The sequence below is a fragment of the Clostridium acetireducens DSM 10703 genome, from assembly GCF_001758365.1.
Taxonomy (GTDB): domain Bacteria; phylum Bacillota; class Clostridia; order Clostridiales; family Clostridiaceae; genus Clostridium_C; species Clostridium_C acetireducens.
Genome location: NZ_LZFO01000021.1, coordinates 20,437 through 39,669, shown reverse-complemented (window position 1 = coordinate 39,669; position 19,233 = coordinate 20,437). Strand labels below are relative to the sequence as shown.

Annotated in this window: 22 protein-coding genes; 14 read left to right on the top strand and 8 right to left on the bottom strand. The window is 27.6% G+C overall.

Translation table 11 applies throughout. The annotated features are described in order from the left end of the window. Positions 1-204: 204 nt before the first annotated feature. Both CLOACE_RS07650 and CLOACE_RS07645 read left to right on the top strand, forming a co-directional pair. The gene (locus CLOACE_RS07650) at positions 205-342 is read left to right on the top strand and encodes a cyclic lactone autoinducer peptide (RefSeq protein ID WP_084027585.1); all 138 of its coding nucleotides are present in this window, start codon (positions 205-207) and stop codon (positions 340-342) included. A 72-nt stretch (positions 343-414) separates the two neighbouring features. Further along, positions 415-2,265: a PAS domain-containing sensor histidine kinase gene (locus tag CLOACE_RS07645; RefSeq protein ID WP_070110511.1), complete on the top strand. Its 1,851-nt coding sequence runs from the start codon at positions 415-417 to the stop codon at positions 2,263-2,265. 34 nt (positions 2,266-2,299) lie between these two features. Here CLOACE_RS07645 and CLOACE_RS07640 read toward each other — a convergent pair whose 3' ends face one another. From CLOACE_RS07640 to CLOACE_RS07625, 4 genes are all read right to left on the bottom strand, one after another. Beyond that, positions 2,300-2,722 (bottom strand): GerW family sporulation protein, encoded by a 423-nt coding sequence (locus CLOACE_RS07640; RefSeq protein WP_070110510.1) that lies wholly within the window; start codon positions 2,720-2,722, stop codon positions 2,300-2,302. Between the two features lie 14 nt (positions 2,723-2,736). Next, positions 2,737-3,261 (bottom strand): hypothetical protein, encoded by a 525-nt coding sequence (locus CLOACE_RS07635; protein WP_070110509.1) that lies wholly within the window; start codon positions 3,259-3,261, stop codon positions 2,737-2,739. A gap of 164 nt (positions 3,262-3,425) precedes the next feature. Continuing rightward, entirely contained in the window at positions 3,426-3,686 is a 261-nt protein-coding gene (locus CLOACE_RS07630) for a spore coat protein (RefSeq protein ID WP_070110508.1), read from the bottom strand. Positions 3,687-3,711: 25 nt separating this feature from the next. After that, positions 3,712-3,921, bottom strand: a complete 210-nt coding sequence (locus CLOACE_RS07625) for a hypothetical protein (RefSeq protein WP_070110515.1) — start codon at positions 3,919-3,921, stop codon at positions 3,712-3,714. A 190-nt stretch (positions 3,922-4,111) separates the two neighbouring features. Between CLOACE_RS07625 and CLOACE_RS07620 the strand changes: the two genes are divergently transcribed. Both CLOACE_RS07620 and CLOACE_RS07615 read left to right on the top strand, forming a co-directional pair. Further along, positions 4,112-6,385 (top strand): ATP-dependent Clp protease ATP-binding subunit, encoded by a 2,274-nt coding sequence (locus CLOACE_RS07620; protein WP_070110507.1) that lies wholly within the window; start codon positions 4,112-4,114, stop codon positions 6,383-6,385. Positions 6,386-6,460: 75 nt separating this feature from the next. Further along, entirely contained in the window at positions 6,461-6,763 is a 303-nt protein-coding gene (locus CLOACE_RS07615) for a Dabb family protein (RefSeq protein WP_070110506.1), read from the top strand. Positions 6,764-6,809: 46 nt separating this feature from the next. Here CLOACE_RS07615 and CLOACE_RS11795 read toward each other — a convergent pair whose 3' ends face one another. Then, positions 6,810-6,962: a hypothetical protein gene (locus CLOACE_RS11795; protein ID WP_175429449.1), complete on the bottom strand. Its 153-nt coding sequence runs from the start codon at positions 6,960-6,962 to the stop codon at positions 6,810-6,812. A 20-nt stretch (positions 6,963-6,982) separates the two neighbouring features. After that, positions 6,983-7,186 (bottom strand): hypothetical protein, encoded by a 204-nt coding sequence (locus CLOACE_RS11665; RefSeq protein ID WP_139141320.1) that lies wholly within the window; start codon positions 7,184-7,186, stop codon positions 6,983-6,985. 498 nt (positions 7,187-7,684) lie between these two features. Between CLOACE_RS11665 and CLOACE_RS07610 the strand changes: the two genes are divergently transcribed. After that, positions 7,685-8,878 (top strand): amidase domain-containing protein, encoded by a 1,194-nt coding sequence (locus tag CLOACE_RS07610; RefSeq protein ID WP_070110505.1) that lies wholly within the window; start codon positions 7,685-7,687, stop codon positions 8,876-8,878. 27 nt (positions 8,879-8,905) lie between these two features. Continuing rightward, positions 8,906-9,646, top strand: coding sequence for a polysaccharide deacetylase family protein (locus CLOACE_RS07605; RefSeq protein ID WP_070110504.1), 741 nt, complete (start codon positions 8,906-8,908; stop codon positions 9,644-9,646). Positions 9,647-10,021: 375 nt separating this feature from the next. Here CLOACE_RS07605 and pdxS read toward each other — a convergent pair whose 3' ends face one another. Further along, positions 10,022-10,891 carry a pyridoxal 5'-phosphate synthase lyase subunit PdxS gene (pdxS, locus tag CLOACE_RS07600; RefSeq protein WP_070110503.1) on the bottom strand — a complete coding sequence of 290 codons (870 nt, stop codon included), beginning with the start codon at positions 10,889-10,891 and terminating at the stop codon, positions 10,022-10,024. A 1,040-nt stretch (positions 10,892-11,931) separates the two neighbouring features. Between pdxS and rsxC the strand changes: the two genes are divergently transcribed. The 6 genes from rsxC to rnfB are packed head-to-tail and all read left to right on the top strand — an operon-like array spanning position 11,932 to position 16,830. Next, positions 11,932-13,251 carry an electron transport complex subunit RsxC gene (gene rsxC / locus CLOACE_RS07595; RefSeq protein ID WP_070110502.1) on the top strand — a complete coding sequence of 440 codons (1,320 nt, stop codon included), beginning with the start codon at positions 11,932-11,934 and terminating at the stop codon, positions 13,249-13,251. 34 nt (positions 13,252-13,285) lie between these two features. Next, entirely contained in the window at positions 13,286-14,218 is a 933-nt protein-coding gene (locus CLOACE_RS07590; protein ID WP_070110501.1) for an RnfABCDGE type electron transport complex subunit D, read from the top strand. Further along, complete coding sequence (locus tag CLOACE_RS07585) at positions 14,219-14,788, top strand: RnfABCDGE type electron transport complex subunit G (RefSeq protein WP_070110500.1); 570 nt, start codon at positions 14,219-14,221, stop codon at positions 14,786-14,788. Then, the gene (locus tag CLOACE_RS07580; protein ID WP_084027584.1) at positions 14,788-15,390 is read left to right on the top strand and encodes an RnfABCDGE type electron transport complex subunit E; all 603 of its coding nucleotides are present in this window, start codon (positions 14,788-14,790) and stop codon (positions 15,388-15,390) included. Before CLOACE_RS07585 ends, CLOACE_RS07580 begins: the two co-directional genes overlap by 1 nt. A gap of 35 nt (positions 15,391-15,425) precedes the next feature. Then, entirely contained in the window at positions 15,426-16,004 is a 579-nt protein-coding gene (gene rsxA, locus CLOACE_RS07575) for an electron transport complex subunit RsxA (RefSeq protein WP_070110498.1), read from the top strand. 19 nt (positions 16,005-16,023) lie between these two features. After that, positions 16,024-16,830, top strand: coding sequence for an RnfABCDGE type electron transport complex subunit B (gene rnfB / locus CLOACE_RS07570; RefSeq protein WP_070110514.1), 807 nt, complete (start codon positions 16,024-16,026; stop codon positions 16,828-16,830). Positions 16,831-17,072: 242 nt separating this feature from the next. On the opposite strand, the gene CLOACE_RS07565 is transcribed toward rnfB, so the two are convergent. Then, positions 17,073-18,119: an FAD:protein FMN transferase gene (locus CLOACE_RS07565; RefSeq protein WP_070110497.1), complete on the bottom strand. Its 1,047-nt coding sequence runs from the start codon at positions 18,117-18,119 to the stop codon at positions 17,073-17,075. A gap of 160 nt (positions 18,120-18,279) precedes the next feature. On the opposite strand from CLOACE_RS07565, the gene CLOACE_RS07560 reads away from it, so the two are divergent. Both CLOACE_RS07560 and CLOACE_RS07555 read left to right on the top strand, forming a co-directional pair. Next, positions 18,280-18,660: a NusG domain II-containing protein gene (locus tag CLOACE_RS07560; protein WP_070110496.1), complete on the top strand. Its 381-nt coding sequence runs from the start codon at positions 18,280-18,282 to the stop codon at positions 18,658-18,660. A gap of 21 nt (positions 18,661-18,681) precedes the next feature. Further along, the gene (locus CLOACE_RS07555; RefSeq protein WP_070110495.1) at positions 18,682-19,191 is read left to right on the top strand and encodes a Gx transporter family protein; all 510 of its coding nucleotides are present in this window, start codon (positions 18,682-18,684) and stop codon (positions 19,189-19,191) included. Positions 19,192-19,233 lie beyond the last annotated feature (42 nt).

Here is a 19,233-nt window from a genome sequence, read left to right as displayed (position 1 = left end):
TTCATAAACGTCACAGAGATGAATTTGGTTTTTAATATTGATCATAAGGATACCTCCAAGAATTTATATTTTGTGATTATTATATATATTCGACATTAAGTGGGGGAAATCCTTTTTGATAAAGCTTAAAAATCCTTGAACCCTAACGGGTTTAGGGTTTTGCAAGCGGCTATAAATAAAAAAACTAAGGGGGATTATTAAAAAATGAAAAACAAATTATTTAAAAAATTATTAGGGTTAGGAGCAGGAGTATTCACATTTTTTGCACTTGCTACATCCGCATCAGCTTGCACTTGCAGTTTTTATCAACCTAAAGAACCAAAAGCTCTTAGAGAAGAATAATATTTTAACATATAAGGATCCAATGGATCCTTATATTGTTCTATATTGTGGAATTAAGTAGGTGTTTAAAAAATGAGTATAAAAAAATGTGATAGAGAAAAAAATATATATAATATAATATCCATTGTTAAATTAGCTATATTATTTTTTTGTGCTATTGTAATTTACAATGAATTTTTTAATCATAATAACTATATAGTTAATACAAAAGATGGTTATTACAATGTAATATCAATAACATTGTTAACTTTTTTAACAGGTACTATATATTGGATATGGACATTTTCTGCAATAAAAATATTCCGATTTAAATATATTAAAATCATTGAAATTATTGAAAGCTTTATTTTTATTGCTATTTTTGCTACTATAATCATTAAATCCAGCACTTATATGAGTCAATATAAATTTTTATTTTTATTTATAATTATTACATCAACTATAGAGTTGGGAATGAAATGTGGTATGACTATAGCCTTAGTTTCATCTGTAATAATATTAGCTATAGATTTAGTTTATGCACCTGTTATTAATGGTATAAATATGTACTTTCAAAATGATTTAATAATAGCAGGTGTTTTTATTTTAACAGCATGGCCTTTGGGGTATTATGTAAAAATAGAAAATGAAAATTTAAAAGAAAAAGAATCTCAGCTTAAAATATTAAACGGGAAATTAAGCAATCAATATAAACAGCGTAAATACATAGAGGATATGTTATTAAAAAATGAGGAATGTTATAATTTACTTATTCAAAATTCAAAGGATTCTATATTAGTACATAGGAAAGATAAATTAATATTTGCAAATGAAAGTGCTTTAAGACTGTTAGGATACAATAATCAAAAAGATTTAACTGGGAAAAGTATATCAGACTTTACTTCTTTTTTAGATAAGGATGAAATAAGAGAAAAATTTAAAAAATTATGCAATAAAGAAGTAAATAAAATAGTTTTTGAAGATAAAATTATAAAAAATGATAAAGAAGTTATTATAACTCAAAATACATCTACATATTTTATATATGAAGGCAAATTAACAATTTTAACTATTATCCATGATATTACATCAGAAAAGCAAGTAGAAAAGCTTCAAAAAGATGTGAAAAAAAATATTCAATTACTAAATGAAAGTAGAGAAATTAACAAGCTTATTACTGAATTTTTAGCTAATATATCCCATGAGTTAAAAACACCTTTAAATGTTATATTTTCAGGAATACAATTATTGGATTTGTATAATACAAAAGATGAAAAATCTAATAATAAGCAAAAAAAGTGTTTAAAAACTATTAAACAAAATTGCTATAGACTTATGAGATTAATTAATAATTTATTGGATATAACTAAATTAGATTCTGGATTTATTCAGCCTTCTATGCGAAATTGCAATATTGTAAGTGTTGTAGAGGATATTACATTATCTGTTGCTTCTTATGTGGAAACTAAAGGTATAGAGCTTATATTTGATACTAATGTAGAAGAAAAAGTAATGGCTTTTGACCCTAATAAAATGGAGAGAATTATATTAAATTTGTTATCTAATGCTATTAAATTTACTAAATGTGGTGGTAGTATATATGTAAAAATAAAAGATAATATAAATGATATGTATATTTTAGTAAAAGATACAGGAGTAGGCATACCAGAAGATAAAATGGAACTTATATTTGAAAGATTTGGACAAGTAGATAAAACTTTTAGGAGAAATAGAGAAGGCAGTGGAATAGGGTTATATCTTGTAAAAGCTTTTGTTGAAATGCACGGAGGAACTATTAAAGTCAATAGCAAATTAGGAGAAGGAAGTGAATTTATTATAAAACTTCCTGTAAAAAAATTAGAATATAAGGATTGTGAAAGAGATTATATATATAATATGAATAGAGAAAAAGTTAATATAGAATTTTCAGATATATATATATAAATTTAAATACTGGCTACTAATGCCAGCATTTTTGTTATTTTTTCTTATTTTGTTGCTGATTTTGGTTATTTTGCTGTGGCTGATTTTGTTGACCTTGAGGCATATTTTGTTGAGAGGCAGATTGTTTTAAATTTGAAATCATTTGAGGTATATTATTCATTACTTGATCCATATTTCCTTTCCCATTTACAGGTAGCATAGATACATTATCTTTATTTACAACTACTACTGCATTAGTACAAACTTTAGCACCAATACCTACTCCAGGAGCTGCATTGGCATTGGCATTTTTTGCATTATTTCCACTACCATAGCCTAATGTAACTGAAACTACAGGAATTAAAGTATTATCTCCAACAGGAAGTGGTGTTCCCATAATAGATTCTGTTTTTACAAAGTCTTTTAATTCAGAAAATAAAGCATCCATATCTTGTGAAAAAGATACATTTCCATTCATTAAAAATTCCTCCTTTATTTGTTTGCATAAGACATTTGTCTTAAATTATTTTTTTTATATAAATTTAATAATTTTAAACCAGTTGAAATAACATTAAACTCCATTAATCCACTTACATTAACATAAGTGGAATCTACATTGAAATTTGGGTTATTGCATAAATTAGTTATATTTATACATTTTGATAATGCATAAACACTTCCACATACAACTCCAGTAATTGAAGGATCTTTAAATCCATAAGAAAGTTGTAAATTAAAGTATTTAGGCTGAATTTGCTTTATAAATTTAATATTATGTTTATACTTTAAATTTTTTATTAAATTTTTAGTTAAAACTTTTTTATTAAACAAATAAAATTCTAATATACCTTTAGAATTTTCATTTATTGTTGCTTTAAAAAAAGGATAAAGCCATAAAATTTTTACATTAAATTTAAAAACTTTGGAATTAAAATCAAATATAATTTTTACGGGAAATATTATAATTAATAATAATATTAATAAAATAATAATTACAAAAAATAAAAATAAATTCATAATATACATCTCCAATTTTATTAATAAATAAAGCTTTTAAATATAGTATGCTTATAATAAATTAAAATATTTCCTGAAAAATATTCATGTAAATGCAAAATTAGACTTTTTACATTTTTTATTTTAATAGCTCTGCCAAATTTAGCAGAGCTATTTTGAAAAAGCTACTTTAATTCATTTAACATTTGAGTAGATTCATTTTTAAGTTGCTGAACTTCATTAGCTGGTGCATCCTTTGTAGAATACCATCCTTTTTGTTTCATAGTATCAAAAACTTTAAACTGAATATTTTCTGCATTTTTAAAATTATCAACTAAAGTATTTCTAAGATTTTGACAAGAACTTTCTGTAATTCCTGTACTATAAGCTGATATAACTTGTTTTTCACTAGTAAGAAGATCCTGTAATAATTCCTTATCCTTCATTATATATTCCTCCTATATTTTATTTTTATTGATGAGAATCTAGATAAGATTTAAGATTATTAAAGTTTTGCTTATGAACTTGAGAAGCTTCATTACATAAAGACTTTATTTGAGTATCAGTAATTTGATTTGAGCATTCACTAAATTTTTTATTCATTAAAGATTCATATTCAAGTTGGTCTTTAAGCACTTTTAAGTTATTAGCTTCAATTTGTTTGTTACCAGGATTATTCATCATACATTGTACCTCCTAATTTTTATAATAAATTGTTACAAAATTATTATTAACTTATAGGAGAAAATATATGTAATAGATTAAATAGAAAAAAATAAAAATAAATAAATAATATAATATAATATTATTGAGTAAAATATGGTATACTGCAATTAATAAGTTTAGCAATTTAAGAGATAAGGTGGTTTATATGAAATTATGTGATATATGTCATAAAAATGTTGCAATTATTTTCACAGCGAAAATTGAAAATGGAAAATCTAAAATGATTGGATTATGTGCTAAATGTGCTGAAGAGCTAGGAGTATCTGAGGTTAACAAACTTATAGGAGATTTAGGTGTAAGTTCAAAAGATACAGATGGACTAACAGAGAAAATAAATAATATTTTTAAAGACATTAGTTCAGAAGAAATTAAAGAAATAGTTGTAAAACCAGAAGAAATAGATGATAAAAAAGTATTTGGTCGTCTAATAGAAAATATATTTGGACTTTCAGAAGATGAAGATTACCTTAGTGAAAAAATTGAAACAGAAGTAGAATATAAAAAAGTAGAAAAGAAAAGAATGTATTTAGACACTTATGGAATAAATCTTAACCAAAAAGCAATTTCTAAAAAAATAGATAAAGTAGTGGGAAGAAAAAAAGAAATAGACAGAGTAATAAAAATACTAAATAGAAGAACAAAAAATAATCCAGTGCTTATTGGAGAACCTGGTGTGGGAAAAACTGCAATAGCAGAATATCTTGCAATTAAAATAGTTGAAAAGCAAGTACCTTTAAAATTATTAAATGCAGAAGTTTATCTTCTAGACCTTACTTCTGTAGTGGCAGGAACTCAATTTAGAGGTCAATTTGAAAGTAGAATGAAGAATATAATTAAAGAAGTAAAAGAAGATGGCAACATAATCCTTGTAATAGATGAAATTCACAGCATTGTGGGAGTAGGAGATATAAATGGTGGAGCTATGAATGCAGCAAATATACTAAAACCAGCTCTTGCCAATGGAGATATAAGAGTAGTAGGCACTACCACATTAGACGAATACAGAAAATTTATAGAAAAAGATTCTGCTCTTGAAAGAAGATTTCAAACTGTAATTATAGAAGAACCTACAATAGAAGAAACTATAAAAATAATAAAAGGTATAAAAGAACATTATGAAGACTATCATAAAGTAAAAATACCAAATAAAGTAATAGAAACAGCAGTTAAAATGTCTAAAAGATATATAACTGATAGATTTCTTCCAGATAAAGCTATTGATATTATAGATGAAGCCAGCTCTAGTGTAAATTTAAAAAATAAAAACTTTGTAAAATTAGAAGAATTAAAAAATGAATTATTAAATTTACGAGAAAAAATGAAAGTAGCAGCAAAAAATACAGATTATAAAAAAGCTGCTGAGTATAAAGTAAATGAATATGAAATTCAAGAAGAAATAGAAAATATGAAAGACAAGTGCAAATCTGTAAAGCTAACTGAAGAAGATATAGCTTTTGTAATAGAAGATTGGACTAATATACCAGTAAAAAATATTACTGAAAAAGAAACAGAAAAACTTTTAAAATTAGAAGAAAATCTTCACAAAAGAGTAATAGGTCAAAATGAAGCTGTTACAAGTATTTCTAAAGCTATAAGACGAAATAGGTTAGGATTTAAAAAGAGAAAAAAACCAGCTTCATTTATGTTTGTAGGACCTACTGGTGTTGGAAAAACAGAGTTAGTTAGAGCACTTTCCTGTGAACTTTTTGGAGATGAAAAATCTTTAATTAGAATAGATATGTCAGAATATATGGAAAAACACACTGTAGCAAAACTAATAGGTGCTCCTCCAGGATATGTAGGCTATGATGAAGGTGGTCAGCTTACAGAAAAAGTAAGAAGAAAACCTTACTCTATTATATTATTTGACGAAATAGAAAAAGCTCATAGCGATGTGTTTAATATGCTTCTTCAAATACTTGAAGATGGAAGGCTTACAGACAGTCAAGGCAGAACTGTATTTTTTGAAAATACCATAGTGATAATGACATCTAATTCAGGCACTAGCTTTAAAAATCCATCTATAGGATTTGCTCAAGAAAATTATAATGTAGTAGAAAATAAAGTAAGGGAATCTCTTAAAGAACACTTTAGACCTGAATTTTTAAATAGACTAGATGAAATAATTGTATTTAAATCTCTTAAAAAAGAAGAGCTAAGTAAAATTATAGATATTATGCTTAAAGAAGTAGAAGAAGAAATAAAATCAAAAAACATTACTATGGAAGTTTCACAAAAGGTAAAAGATTTTATATTAAAAATTGGGTATAATGAAAAATATGGAGCCAGACCTTTAAGAAGAACTATTCAAAAATATATAGAAGACGAAATTACAGAACAATATCTTCAAAAAAAATTCAATGATGGAGACCATATAAAATTAGACTTAATAGATGAGAAGATAATTATAGAAATTTAATTTTATACTATTTTTATAATAAAAAAAATAGTGTAAAATTAGTATAACTAATAATTCAATATAGGAGGAATATATATGATAAAACATATTGTAATGTGGAAACTAAAAGACACTGCAGAAGGTTCAACTAAAATTGAAAATGCTAAAAAAATAAAAAATGATCTTGAATTATTAAAAGGAGTAATTGCTGAGCTTTATTCAATAGAAGTAGGAATAGATATAAATAAAAGTGAAGCAGCTTATGATTTAGTGTTATACTCTGAATTTAAAGATCAAAAATCCTTAGATATATATCAAAATCATCCAGAGCATTTAAAAGTAGCAGGTTTTGTAAAAAAGGTTAGTGAAAATAGAATAGTTGTAGATTATGAAATATAAATTATAAAAGGAAGTTGGATAAACCAACTTCCTTAATATTTTCAAATTATCTTCCACATGTTATATAAATATTCACAGTATTACAATCAATTTCTACTTTACCACATTGAGATGGTCTGCCCCATCCACCTCTAGCATCATCACAAGCACTTTCTTCAAATATTTCATTAATATTTAAATTTTTATCAAAATCTTTCATTTCTTTCACCTCTTTTGAATTTACTTAGGACACTGAATAAACACATTTGTTTTCTTTGGGTGAATAGTCACTGAACCACATCCACCTCTATCTCTGGAATGACAATGGTGTTTATGGTGACAACTTGGTCTTCTTGTGTTTACTACGCATTTGCAACTGCTTTGACAGCCACAATTTTGCAGTATTAATAAAAGAAGTATTAAACTACAAGGATTACAAAACATAATTAACACCAACTTCTTTTTTGTATTTTGCGTTTCTAATAATAGTATATTAAAAAAAGCAAAAAGTGTGAAAAAAAACCAAGTTTCAAATAGATTATTGAATTAAAAATGATTAAAAATAATCTGTATAAAAATAATAATACAGCCTCATAAAGAGAGTTTGGAAATAAGTCATTTCATTAAGACACTCTAAGAATAAAAAATAAAAAAACTCCTACCCAATTTATGCACCGTCCTTGGTGCGGAAATTGGCTCATCACGTCCTGTGATGAATTACGGAGTTTTTTTATTTTTTATTCTAAGATTGTCTAAAATTCATTCAAATTATTTCCAAACTCTCTTTATGAGGCTGTATTATTATTTTTATACAGATTATTTTTAATCATTTTTAATTCAACAATCTATTTGAAATTAAATTTAATTTCAAAAAAGTTCATTAAATTTAATATTGTAATTTGGAAATATTATTATAAGAATAATAAAAAGGAGAGTAGATTTGTGAAAAAGGTAATAAATATAATTATTTTTATTGTGCTGATATTTAGTTTAAATTTCACTACAAAAATAACGATACCTAAAAACATAGATACTAATGTATTTAAAATTTCTACAGAAGATTATAATGAAAAAGAGCTAAAAGATAGAGTACAGCATATATTTAATGAAAGATGTAATGCTTTTATTACTGGAGAATTAGAAACTCTTCCTCAATATTTTGATACATCTCAAAAGTATGGAAAGTGGTGTTTGCAACATGAAGTAAAGAGAATAAAATATATAAATGATTGGGCACATAAAATGGGAATAAAATTTACTAGCATAAAACCTACTATAAATGTAAAAAAAATATATCCAGTAAGTAAGGGTATAAAAATGATAGTAGATGAGGAATATAAATTTGATTATATATATGAAGAAGATGAAAATGCTGTAACAAATTCTTTTGGTGTATTGTTAAATCACTATATGATTTTAAATAAAAAAGATGACAAATGGATTATTCATAATGACTATTATTTAGATTGCTTTGAAGATGCTCTTAAATCTTATTCAGGAGATATAAAAGTTACAAAATATGAAAGCAGGGAAACTAAAATTGAATTACCTAAATGTGATAAAAGCAAATCTATTAATAGTGAAGGAAGATACAATAGAGTAAAGGCAGTAGAATATGCAGATAAATACTGTGGAGTACCTTGGGGTAGTGGAAATAAATTTACCCATAATAAAAAATATAGAAACTATACAGGGCAAGGTGGAGATTGCACAAATTTTTCATCTCAAGTATTAGGAGATAAAGAAGCAGGAGGATTAAAATTTACAGGTAGCTGGAATTATCAGTATTCTAAATATGGCAGTGGTTCAGGAAGTACTTCATGGATTAACGCAGATGCTTTTAAAAACTATTTACTATATAGTGGAAAAGGAAGATTAATAAAGAAAGGAAATTTTAAAGAATTAACAACTCCAGCATCAGAAGAATCCTGTGTAGCAGTACAAAAATTAGAAACAGGAGACCTTATAGGATATGCAATAAATAATAATATGGATCATTTTTCTATAGTAACAGCATGGGATTCTCATGGGTATCCAATGGTAAATTCTCATACTATATGTAGATATCATGTTCCTTGGGACTTAGGCTGGGTAAATAAAAATGTAAGTTTTTATCTTATACACATAAATGATTAAAAATGTCTGAAAGGATATGAATTAACAATGAATTTTAATAAATCAAAAAAAATAATTATATTGTTTTTACTTTGTATTTCTTTATTTTCAATATTATTATTTAAAAACGTAAATTTAAATAATAATATAAAAGTAGTTAATACTTCAGAAGATAAGACTAAAAAAGAAGTTTATTTAACATTTGATGATGGTCCTATTCCAGTTATAACTGATGAAATACTAGATGTTTTAAAAGAAAATAATATTAAAGCCACATTTTTTGTAGTTGGAAAAGAAATAGAAGGTAGAGAGGAAATTTTAAAAAGAATATGTAAAGAAGGTCATGGAATAGGTCTTCACACTTATACTCATGATTTAAAGAAAATATATTCTAATAATGATAATTTTATAAATGAAATGATTGAAACACAAAATAAAGTAAAAGAAATTACAGGATACAATTCAAATATTATAAGATTTCCTGGAGGTAGTGCAGGTAGATTAAATGAAAATATGTTGGAAAGTCTACATAATCAAAAATTTAAAGTATATGATTGGAATGTAGACTTAAAAGATGGAATGTATCCTAATTTATCACCACGTAAATTACTGGAAAATGCAAAAAAATGCAGGAAAGATTGCACCAGAGTAATAATATTAGCACACACTAATTCTAATAACCAAAACACAATTATAGCATTAAAGCCAATAATAGATTATTACAAAAATTTAGGCTACGAATTTAAAACTATTTCAAAAAACACCAGAGAATATTATTATAAAATATAGGCTGTAATAAATAAAAAATAATTGATATAATTTGCAAATAGGAAACAATTGAAAATAATCTATATAAAAATAATAAGACAATAGCATAAAGAAAGTTTGTAAATAAGTCATTTCATTAAGACACTCTAAGAATAAAAAATAAAAAAACTCCTACCCAATTTATGCCCCGTCCTTGGGGCGGAAATTGGCTCATCACGTCCTGTGATGAATTACGGAGTTTTTTTATTTTTTATTCTAAGAGTCTCTAAAATTCATTCTAATTATTTACAAACTTTCTTTATGCTATTGTCTTATTATTTTTATATAGATTATTTTCAATTGTTTTCTATTTGCAAATTATATCAATTATTTTTTATTTATCACAGCCTAAAAATATTACCAGCCTCTTTCTGAATATCTATCCTTAATTTCACTTAATTCTAAACCATCCATAGCATATCCAAGGTCTTGTGAAACTTCTGCAAGTACTTTTGGATTATTAAAATTAGCTGCAGCTAAAACTATTGCTTTTGCTCTAGCTTCAGGATTTTGAGATTTAAATATTCCTGAACCTACAAAAACACCTTCAGAACCTAATTGCATCATAAGAGCTGCATCTGCAGGAGTAGCTATTCCACCTGCTGCAAAATTTACTACAGGAAGTTTTCCATTTTCCCAAACATATTCTACTAAATCATAAGGTGCACTTAATTCCTTGCTAATTGCCATAAGCTCTTCTTTAGGAGCATTTTTAACTTTTCTTATTTGCTCCATCATACATCTCATGTGTTTTACTGCTTCTACTACATTTCCAGTTCCTGCTTCTCCTTTTGTTCTTATCATAGCAGCACCTTCACCAATTCTTCTTAAAGCTTCTCCTAAATTTCTAGCTCCACAAACAAAAGGTACTTTAAAGTCAAATTTATTTATATGATAAGATTCATCTGCTGGTGTTAAAACTTCACTTTCATCTATAAAATCTATAGCTATATCTTCTAATATTTGAGCTTCTACAAAATGACCTATTCTTACCTTAGCCATAACAGGTATAGATACAGCTTCTTTTATTTCCTTAATCATTTTAGGGTCAGACATTCTAGCAACCCCACCTTGTTTTCTAATGTCTGCGGGAACTCTTTCAAGAGCCATTACTGCACAAGCTCCTGCTTTTTCAGCAATTTTAGCTTGTTCTACGTTTACTACATCCATAATAACTCCGCCTTTTAATTTTTCGGCTAAGCTTGTATTTAATTCACATATATTCATAAAAAATCCTCCCTTGTAAACATATACTTTTTTAACTGATTTTATTATAATACAAAACTACAAAAAAAGAAAAATGTATGGGTACACTTAAGTCAATGTGATAAATAAAAAATCATTGATATAATTTGCAAATAGAAAATAATAAAAAATAATCTGTATAAAAATATAATATAGTAACATAAAGAAAGTTTGTAAATAAGTCATTTCATTAAGACAATCTAAGAATAAAAAATAAAAAAACTCCTACCCAATTTATGCCCCGTCCTTGGGGCGGAAATTGGCTCATCACGTCCTGTGATGAATTACGGAGTTTTTTTATTTTTTCTTCTAAGATTGTCTAAAATTCATTCAAATTATTTACAAACTTTCTTTATGTTACTATATTATATTTTTATACAGATTATTTTCAATTATTTTCTATTTTGTTTTTTTGAATTTGTTAATAATATGCGACATAAATAAATAAAAATAACAAATATGTGATATATAATTACAAAAATATATAATTCTATTGAATTGTGTAAAATATAATTATATAATATAGAGGGTTACCTATATACTTAAACAAAGTTTACTGAAAATTTAATATAGTACAAATAGTTATATTATAGAGTAAAAAAAATATATATAATAGTAATTTGAAAGTTATTATAGATTGGAATAAATATTTATTAATACTATAATTTAATGCTTTATGTTAATGTGTAATTTTTATCAACTATTTTACACTACCATTTTGTTTATATTTGTATTATAATGTAATTATAAAGTCAACATAATATCATAATTATAATTAATTAATAGCATTTATTTGAAATTTCAAATAATTCTTTTCAATTACTGTTACTTTAATTTTTTGAACTTAGTGCACAATATATTTCTGCTCAATAAAATATTATTTTTTTTAACTATATATAGTTAAAAAATAATATTTTAAAGTTATGGGGAGAAACATTATTTATATAAATATATAGTAGCATATAAATTATAGACTTATTAAACTATAATTCATGCTATTTAAAAAGAATAGGAGGAGTTGTATGAATGCATTAACTTTTAAACGAGGCATACATCCACCATATGGTAAAGAGTTAAGCAATAGCAAAGCTATAGAAGAACTATTACCAAAAGGTGAGTTAGTGTATCCTATGTCACAACACATAGGTGCGCCATGTGAGCCTATAGTAAAAAAAGGTGATAAAGTACTAGTTGGACAGAAAATTGGTGAGCCAAAAGGTTTTGTATCTGCTGCAATTTTTAGTAGTGTTTCTGGAACTGTTAAAGATATAAAGCCAATGCCTCATTCTAACGGTACTAAAGTATTGTCAATAATCATAGAAAACGATGGACAATACGAAGAAGTAGAAATGACTAAAAGAGAAGACTATAAAAATTTATCAAAAGACGAAATATTAAAGATTATTCAAGAAGCAGGGGTAGTTGGTATGGGTGGTGCTACATTCCCTACTCATGTAAAACTTGCACCTCCACCAGATAAAAATATCGATTCAATTATAATAAATGGTGCAGAATGTGAACCGTACTTAACTTGTGACCATAGAACTTTATTAGAAAATGGCGACAAAGTAGTTGAAGGTTTAAAAATCATATTACACATGTTCCCAGAAGCAAAGGGTTACATTGCAATAGAAAACAACAAACCAGATGCTATAAAAGCAATAAAAAAAGCTGCAGAAGGCATATCTAATATAAAAGTTTGTGAAATGGCAACAAAATATCCACAAGGTGCTGAAAAACAATTAATATATGCAATAACAGGAAGAGAAGTACCTTCAGGAAAATTACCTGCAGACGTGGGATGTATAGTACAAAACGTACAAACTGCTTATGCAATACAAAATGCAGTATTAAATGGATCACCACTTATAAGCAGAGTTGTTACTGTAACAGGAGGAGCTATAAAAGAACCTAAAAACTTTAGAGTAAGATTAGGTATGAGTTTTAGAGAATTAGTTGAAGCCTGTGGTGGATTTAAAGAAGATCCAATTAAAGTAATAGCAGGTGGACCAATGATGGGAATGGCTATGAGTTCAATAGATGTTCCTGTAATAAAGGGTTCTTCTTCCATACTTTGTTTAACAAAAGCAGAAGGAGAAATTCCAGAAGAAACAAATTGTATTCGTTGTGGAAAATGTGTAGAAGTATGTCCAATGGGATTACAGCCATCCATTATGAATATGTTTGCTGTAAGAGGCGAGCTTGAAGAATACGAAAAAGTAAGTGGATTAGATTGTATAGAATGTGGATGTTGTTCATTTGCATGTCCAGCTAAACGTCATTTAGTTCAATCTTTCCGTACTACAAAGAGAACTATATTAGCTAATAGAAAGAAAAAATAATACATTTTAGAAAATTAGCAAGGAGGAATTTTATATGTCTGAAACATTATATACAGTTTCCTCATCTCCACATATTCGTTCAAAAGATACAGTAGCGGGTATAATGAGAGATGTATTGATTGCGTTACTTCCAGCAGCAATTGCCGGAATATACTTTTTTAAATTCCAGGCGTTGTTAGTTATGGTTATATCAGTAGCTTCCTGTATAGCTGCAGAAGCACTATGGCAAAAATGCACACATAAACCTATTGCAATAAATGATTATAGTGCTGCAGTAACAGGACTTTTACTAGCTTTTAACTTACCACCATCAATACCACTATGGATGCCGGTAGTAGGCGGATTTTTTGCAATTATTATAGTTAAACAAATGTTTGGTGGTATAGGAGCTAACTTTGTAAACCCTGCATTAGCAGCAAGAGCATTTTTACTAGCATCTTGGCCAGTACAAATGACTACTTGGACATTAAACGGTGTTACAACAGCTACTCCTTTAGGAATTTTAAAAAGTGGACAAGGCGAATTACCTAGCTTAGCAAACGTGTTTATAGGAAACATAGGTGGATGTATAGGTGAAACATCTGCTTTAGCACTAATATTAGGTGGACTTTATTTAATATATAAAAGGGTAATTTCTTGGAGAATACCAACTGCTTATATAGGAACAGTATTTGTTTTAACTTTCATTTTAGGAAGAAATGGATTTGGAACAGCTAATCCAGTATATGAAATATTTGTCGGTGGATTAATGCTTGGAGCTTTCTTCATGGCAACTGACTATACTACATCACCAATTACACCAAAGGGACAACTTATATTTGGACTTGGTTGTGGTATTATAGCAACTGTTATTCGTATATTTGGAGGATATCCAGAAGGTGTATCATATTCAATATTATTCATGAATTTATTTGTACCTCTAATTGAAAAATACACAGCTCCAAAAGTATTTGGGGGGGTGAAGTAAATGAAGGAAAATAGTAAATTAGGATTAATACTTTTAGCAATTACAGCAGTTACAGCTTTTTTAATTGCTCAGGCTTATCTTGTAACAAAAGAGCCTATTGAACAACAAGCAATAGTTACAAATAATGAGGCAATGAAAGAAATATTACCTCAAGCAGCAGAATTTAAAAAAGAAGACGTTACTTTTCCTGACACTTCTATAGTACAAGAAATAAACAAAGGTGTTAGTGGAGATAAAGTAGAAGGATACTGCATAAAGGTTAAACCAAAAGGATATGGTGGAAAAATAGAAATAGTTGTAGGTATTTCTACAGAAGATAAAGTTACAGGAATAAAAATATTATCACACTCAGAAACTCCAGGACTTGGAGCTAACTCTGAAGATCCAAAATTTTATGGACAATATAAAGACAAACCAGCTACAGAATTAAGTGTTGTAAAAGGAACTGCATCAAAGGATACTGAAATTTCAGCTATAACAGGTGCAACTATTACATCAAAAGGTGTAACTTCAGGTGTTAATGAAGCAATTAAATATTATGAAACTAAGTTGAAAGGAGGAAATAAATAATGGGTGTAGTAGGCGAAAGAATTTATAATGGTATCGTTAAAGAAAACCCTATATTTGTTCAAGTACTTGCTATGTGTCCAACACTAGCTGTTACTACAAGTGCTACAAATGGTATAGGAATGGGACTAGCTGCTACAGCAGTATTAATGGCCTCCAATGCTCTTATATCTTTACTTAGAAAAGTAATACCAGATAAGGTTCGTATACCTGCATATATAGTTATAATAGCAGGATTAGTTACATTACTAGATTTACTTATGAAAGGTTTTTCACCAGCACTTTCAAAGTCACTAGGAATATTTATTCCTCTTATAGTTGTTAACTGTGTAATATTAGGTAGAGCAGAAGCTTATGCAAATAAGAGCGGTGTAATAGCTTCTATATTTGATGGACTTGGAATGGGACTTGGATTTACTGTTGCATTAACTGTTTTAGGTGTAATAAGAGAATTACTAGGAGTTGGTAAAGTTTTTGGTATGCAAATAATGCCGCCATCATACCAACCTGCTTTAATTATGATTTTGGCGCCAGGTGCTTTCTTTACTCTAGGAATATTAATGGCTTTACTTAATGTAAGAAGATTAAAGAAAGAAGGAAAATAATAGGTGTCTAAATTCATAAAGAAAGGTGGAGAAATATGAAAATATTTACTATATTAATAAGTGGAATATTAATAAATAACTTCGTTATGTCTAGGTTCCTTGGTATATGTTCATTCCTTGGAGTTTCTAAAAAAACAGAAACTGCTACAGGAATGGGACTTGCAGTTACATTCGTTATGGGACTTGCATCTCTTATGGCTTATTTAGTATATAACTTAATATTAGTACCATTGCACATTGAGTATTTGTATAATATAGCCTTTATATTAGTTATTGCTGCACTAGTTCAGTTCGTTGAAATGGTTATTAAAAAGAAAAGTCCAAGCTTATACAAAGCTCTAGGAATATATCTTCCATTAATAACTACAAACTGTGCCGTTCTAGGTGCTGCTATAATTAACATGAACGAAAAATACAACTTAATAGAATCTGTTGTTAATGGTGTTGCAGCTGCATTAGGTTACTTCCTAGCAATAGTTTTACTTGCAGGATTAAGAGAAAGAATAGACTCAAACCCAAATTTACCAGAAGCGTTAAAGGGATTCCCTATAACACTTATATCAGCTGGATTAATGTCATTAGCATTCTTAGGATTCCAAGGATTAATACATTAAGGAGGTGTAGAAATTGGATATAAAAGAATTAGCTTATCCGATATTAAGCTTAGGATGTATGGGATTGGCAATAGGCATGCTTCTTGGATATGCATCTAAAAAATTCGCTGTAGAAGTAGACGAAAGAGTTCCAAAGGTAAGAGAAGCTCTTCCAGGTGCTAACTGCGGTGGTTGTGGATTTGCAGGTTGTGATGCTTATGCACAAGCAGTAGTTGAAGGAGCAGCACCACCAAACTGTTGTGCCGTTGGTGGAGCAGCAGCTGTAGAAAAAATAGCTGAAGTAATGGGACTTGAAGTAGACGAAAGCGAACCAAAGAAAGCTTTTGTAAAATGTAACGGAACTTGCAACAATGCAAAAGATAAAAATATATATGCAGGTCTACAAGACTGTAGAGATGCAGCTTTAATACCAGGAGGAGGAGCTAAAGCTTGTTCCTTTGGATGTTTAGGACTAGGAAGCTGTGTAAAGGCTTGTCAATTTGGAGCAATAGAAATAAAAGACGGAATAGCAAATATAGATGAAGATAAATGTGTAGGCTGCGGAGCCTGTGCAAATACTTGTCCAAAGAACGTTATTGAATTAGTACCAGTATCAAAGAGAGTACGTGTTCAATGTAACTCACATGACAAGGGTATAGAAGTTAAAAACAATTGTTCAGCAGGATGTTTAGGCTGTGGACTATGTGCAAAAGTATGTCCAAAAGAAGCCATAGTAATGGAAAACAACCTTGCTAAAGTTGATTACGAAAAATGTGTACAATGCGGATTATGTACACAAAAATGCCCAACAAAAGCAATTTCTAAGCTATTGAAAAAAGAAGCTTAAAAAAGAAGCTGTCGGTAGACAGCTTCTTTTTTAAGCTTCTTTTTTAGTTGAGAGTTAAGAGTTAGGAGTTAAGAGTTAATGTGGATTTATTTCGTGCCTCAATAAATCGAAATTGTTGAGAGTTGATGTGTAAAATCGGAATAAAATTTTCAACTAAATTTATAATAGAAAATTAAAAAAATAAAAACTCCAGATTTATTGAGGAACGAAATAAATCCACATCAACTCTTAACTCTCAACTCTCAACTCTTAACTAACTTAAAGCTTGTATTTGTTATTTTAAAATTATCTTTGATTCCAGAAGTTACATATACCTTAGAATCTTTTGTAACAAATATAGCATCTACATCTCTTAAGTTTTCCACAAGCTTCATACCCTTATCCACACCTAAACAAAATGTGGCTGTGGATAAAGCATCTCCATCTATGGATTTATCACTTATAATAGTTACACTAGCTAAATTGCTATCTACAGGATAGCCTGTAAAAGGATTTATAATATGATGATACCTTTTTCCATCTTTCTCAAAATACCTTTCATATATACCAGAAGTAACTACAGATTGATTATTAATATCTAAAGTTCCTATAGAATTACCTCTTTTAGTAAGAGGATTTTGTACACCTATTTTCCAAGGCTCTCCTTTAGGATTAGAACCTAGGGCAAATATATTACCACCAAGATTTACAATAGCATGGTTTATTCCATTTTTCTTAAGAATTTTATAAACTTCATCAGCAGCATAGCCTTTTGCAATAGCACCTAAATCAATAATCATACCTTTTTTAGAAAGCTTTATTTTTTTATTATTTTCATCTAATATTATATTTTTATATCCTATTAAATCTTTATTGCTATTAATTTCACTTTCAGAAGGTATTCTTTCTTTATCTGTGCCAATATTCCAAAGCTTAACATAAGGACCTACAGTAATATCAAAATTTCCGTTAGATATAGAGGAATAATGAATAGCTTCTTTTATAACAAAAAAAGTTTCTTCAGAAACACTAGCATAGTCTACTCCAGCTTTATTATTTATATCTATAACTTCACTAGTATTTAAATTAATACTCATTTTATTTTCTATTTCTTTAAGCTTTTTAAAAACTTCATCAAAAACTTTATCATCCACATTGTCATATACTTTTATATTAATAATAGTTCCTAGGGCATATCCAGATTTAGTTTTAGCATCTTTTTCATTAAATTTCTTTGAGCAACCTATAGCCGTTACTAAAAAAGAAATAACGATTATAAAAAAAACAAATGCTTTGTTTTTAAATTTCATTTTTAAGCCTCCTTGTTTTATAAATTATTAAAAGTTTACGAAAATAGTAAAAATAATATAACTACATTATAATACATAATCTATATTCTACTCAACAAATTGAAGAACATTATTTAATGTGATAAAATAAATCAAGTATAAAAATAATAAGGAGAAAATTATGAAAAAATTTGATTTGATTATAATAATAACTTTAATTATAATATCTGGAGTATCTTTTTTAGCATATAAATTTTATTTTTCAAAATCTTATGAAAATAAATATGCAGAAATATATGTAAAAGGTAATTTATACAAAACAGTGTCTTTAGAAGATAAAAACTATAAAGAAAAAATTAATATAAAAACAGACTTAGGAGAAAACATAATAGAAGTAAAACATGGTAAAATAAGAATATTAGAATCTGATTGTCACAATCAAATATGTGTAAAAGAAGGTTATATAGAAAATGTAGGCGAAACTATAGCTTGCCTTCCTCATAAGTTACTTATAGAAATTAAATCCCACAAAAAATCTAATATAGATGAAATTTCTTATTAAAATTGCAAGGAGGCAATTATTATGACAAACACAAAGAAAATGGTATTTATATCATTACTTATTGCCCAGGCATTAGCTTTAAATATTATAGAAAGATCTATACCAGTGCCTTTTATTGCACCAGGAGCAAAATTAGGTCTTGCTAATATAATAACCATAGTATCCTTATATATTTTTGGATTTAAAGATACATTAATGGTGGTTTTAATTAGAATACTTTTAGTCAGTATGTTTGGAGGTTCTTTAAGTAGTTTTTTATACAGCTTTTCTGGAGGAATTTTAAGTTTAATATCTATGTATTTTATTAAAAAAATAGGAAGAGAAAATATAAGTATTATAGGAGTAAGTGTAGTGGGAGCAGCTTTTCACAATATAGGTCAAGTTATTGTAGCATCCCTAGTAGTTGAAAACATAAAAATGTTTTTATACCTTCCTATACTTTTAGCAGTTTCATTAGGTACAGGAGTATTTGTAGGTATAACATCTAAATACTTACTATCATTTTTAAATAAAATAAATATTTCAAATTAAATTTAAAGCTTAAATCCTAGGAATTATTTAACAGTGTTTAAC

What these genes read in the sequence shown, in the direction of transcription:
- CLOACE_RS07560 (WP_070110496.1), top strand. Translation starts at nt 18,280, where the DNA reads ATGAAAAAATTTGATTTGATTATAATAATAACTTTAATTATAATATCT.
- CLOACE_RS07630 (WP_070110508.1), bottom strand. Translation starts at nt 3,686, where the DNA reads ATGAAGGATAAGGAATTATTACAGGATCTTCTTACTAGTGAAAAACAA.
- CLOACE_RS07590 (WP_070110501.1), top strand. Translation starts at nt 13,286, where the DNA reads ATGTCTGAAACATTATATACAGTTTCCTCATCTCCACATATTCGTTCA.
- CLOACE_RS07580 (WP_084027584.1), top strand. Translation starts at nt 14,788, where the DNA reads ATGGGTGTAGTAGGCGAAAGAATTTATAATGGTATCGTTAAAGAAAAC.
- CLOACE_RS07640 (WP_070110510.1), bottom strand. Translation starts at nt 2,722, where the DNA reads ATGAATGGAAATGTATCTTTTTCACAAGATATGGATGCTTTATTTTCT.
- pdxS (WP_070110503.1), bottom strand. Translation starts at nt 10,891, where the DNA reads ATGAATATATGTGAATTAAATACAAGCTTAGCCGAAAAATTAAAAGGC.
- CLOACE_RS07615 (WP_070110506.1), top strand. Translation starts at nt 6,461, where the DNA reads ATGATAAAACATATTGTAATGTGGAAACTAAAAGACACTGCAGAAGGT.
- CLOACE_RS07635 (WP_070110509.1), bottom strand. Translation starts at nt 3,261, where the DNA reads ATGAATTTATTTTTATTTTTTGTAATTATTATTTTATTAATATTATTA.
- CLOACE_RS07585 (WP_070110500.1), top strand. Translation starts at nt 14,219, where the DNA reads ATGAAGGAAAATAGTAAATTAGGATTAATACTTTTAGCAATTACAGCA.
- CLOACE_RS11665 (WP_139141320.1), bottom strand. Translation starts at nt 7,186, where the DNA reads ATGTTTTGTAATCCTTGTAGTTTAATACTTCTTTTATTAATACTGCAA.
- CLOACE_RS07645 (WP_070110511.1), top strand. Translation starts at nt 415, where the DNA reads ATGAGTATAAAAAAATGTGATAGAGAAAAAAATATATATAATATAATA.
- CLOACE_RS07650 (WP_084027585.1), top strand. Translation starts at nt 205, where the DNA reads ATGAAAAACAAATTATTTAAAAAATTATTAGGGTTAGGAGCAGGAGTA.
- CLOACE_RS07555 (WP_070110495.1), top strand. Translation starts at nt 18,682, where the DNA reads ATGACAAACACAAAGAAAATGGTATTTATATCATTACTTATTGCCCAG.
- CLOACE_RS07605 (WP_070110504.1), top strand. Translation starts at nt 8,906, where the DNA reads ATGAATTTTAATAAATCAAAAAAAATAATTATATTGTTTTTACTTTGT.
- CLOACE_RS11795 (WP_175429449.1), bottom strand. Translation starts at nt 6,962, where the DNA reads ATGAAAGATTTTGATAAAAATTTAAATATTAATGAAATATTTGAAGAA.
- CLOACE_RS07565 (WP_070110497.1), bottom strand. Translation starts at nt 18,119, where the DNA reads ATGAAATTTAAAAACAAAGCATTTGTTTTTTTTATAATCGTTATTTCT.
- CLOACE_RS07625 (WP_070110515.1), bottom strand. Translation starts at nt 3,921, where the DNA reads ATGAATAATCCTGGTAACAAACAAATTGAAGCTAATAACTTAAAAGTG.
- CLOACE_RS07620 (WP_070110507.1), top strand. Translation starts at nt 4,112, where the DNA reads ATGAAATTATGTGATATATGTCATAAAAATGTTGCAATTATTTTCACA.
- rsxA (WP_070110498.1), top strand. Translation starts at nt 15,426, where the DNA reads ATGAAAATATTTACTATATTAATAAGTGGAATATTAATAAATAACTTC.
- rsxC (WP_070110502.1), top strand. Translation starts at nt 11,932, where the DNA reads ATGAATGCATTAACTTTTAAACGAGGCATACATCCACCATATGGTAAA.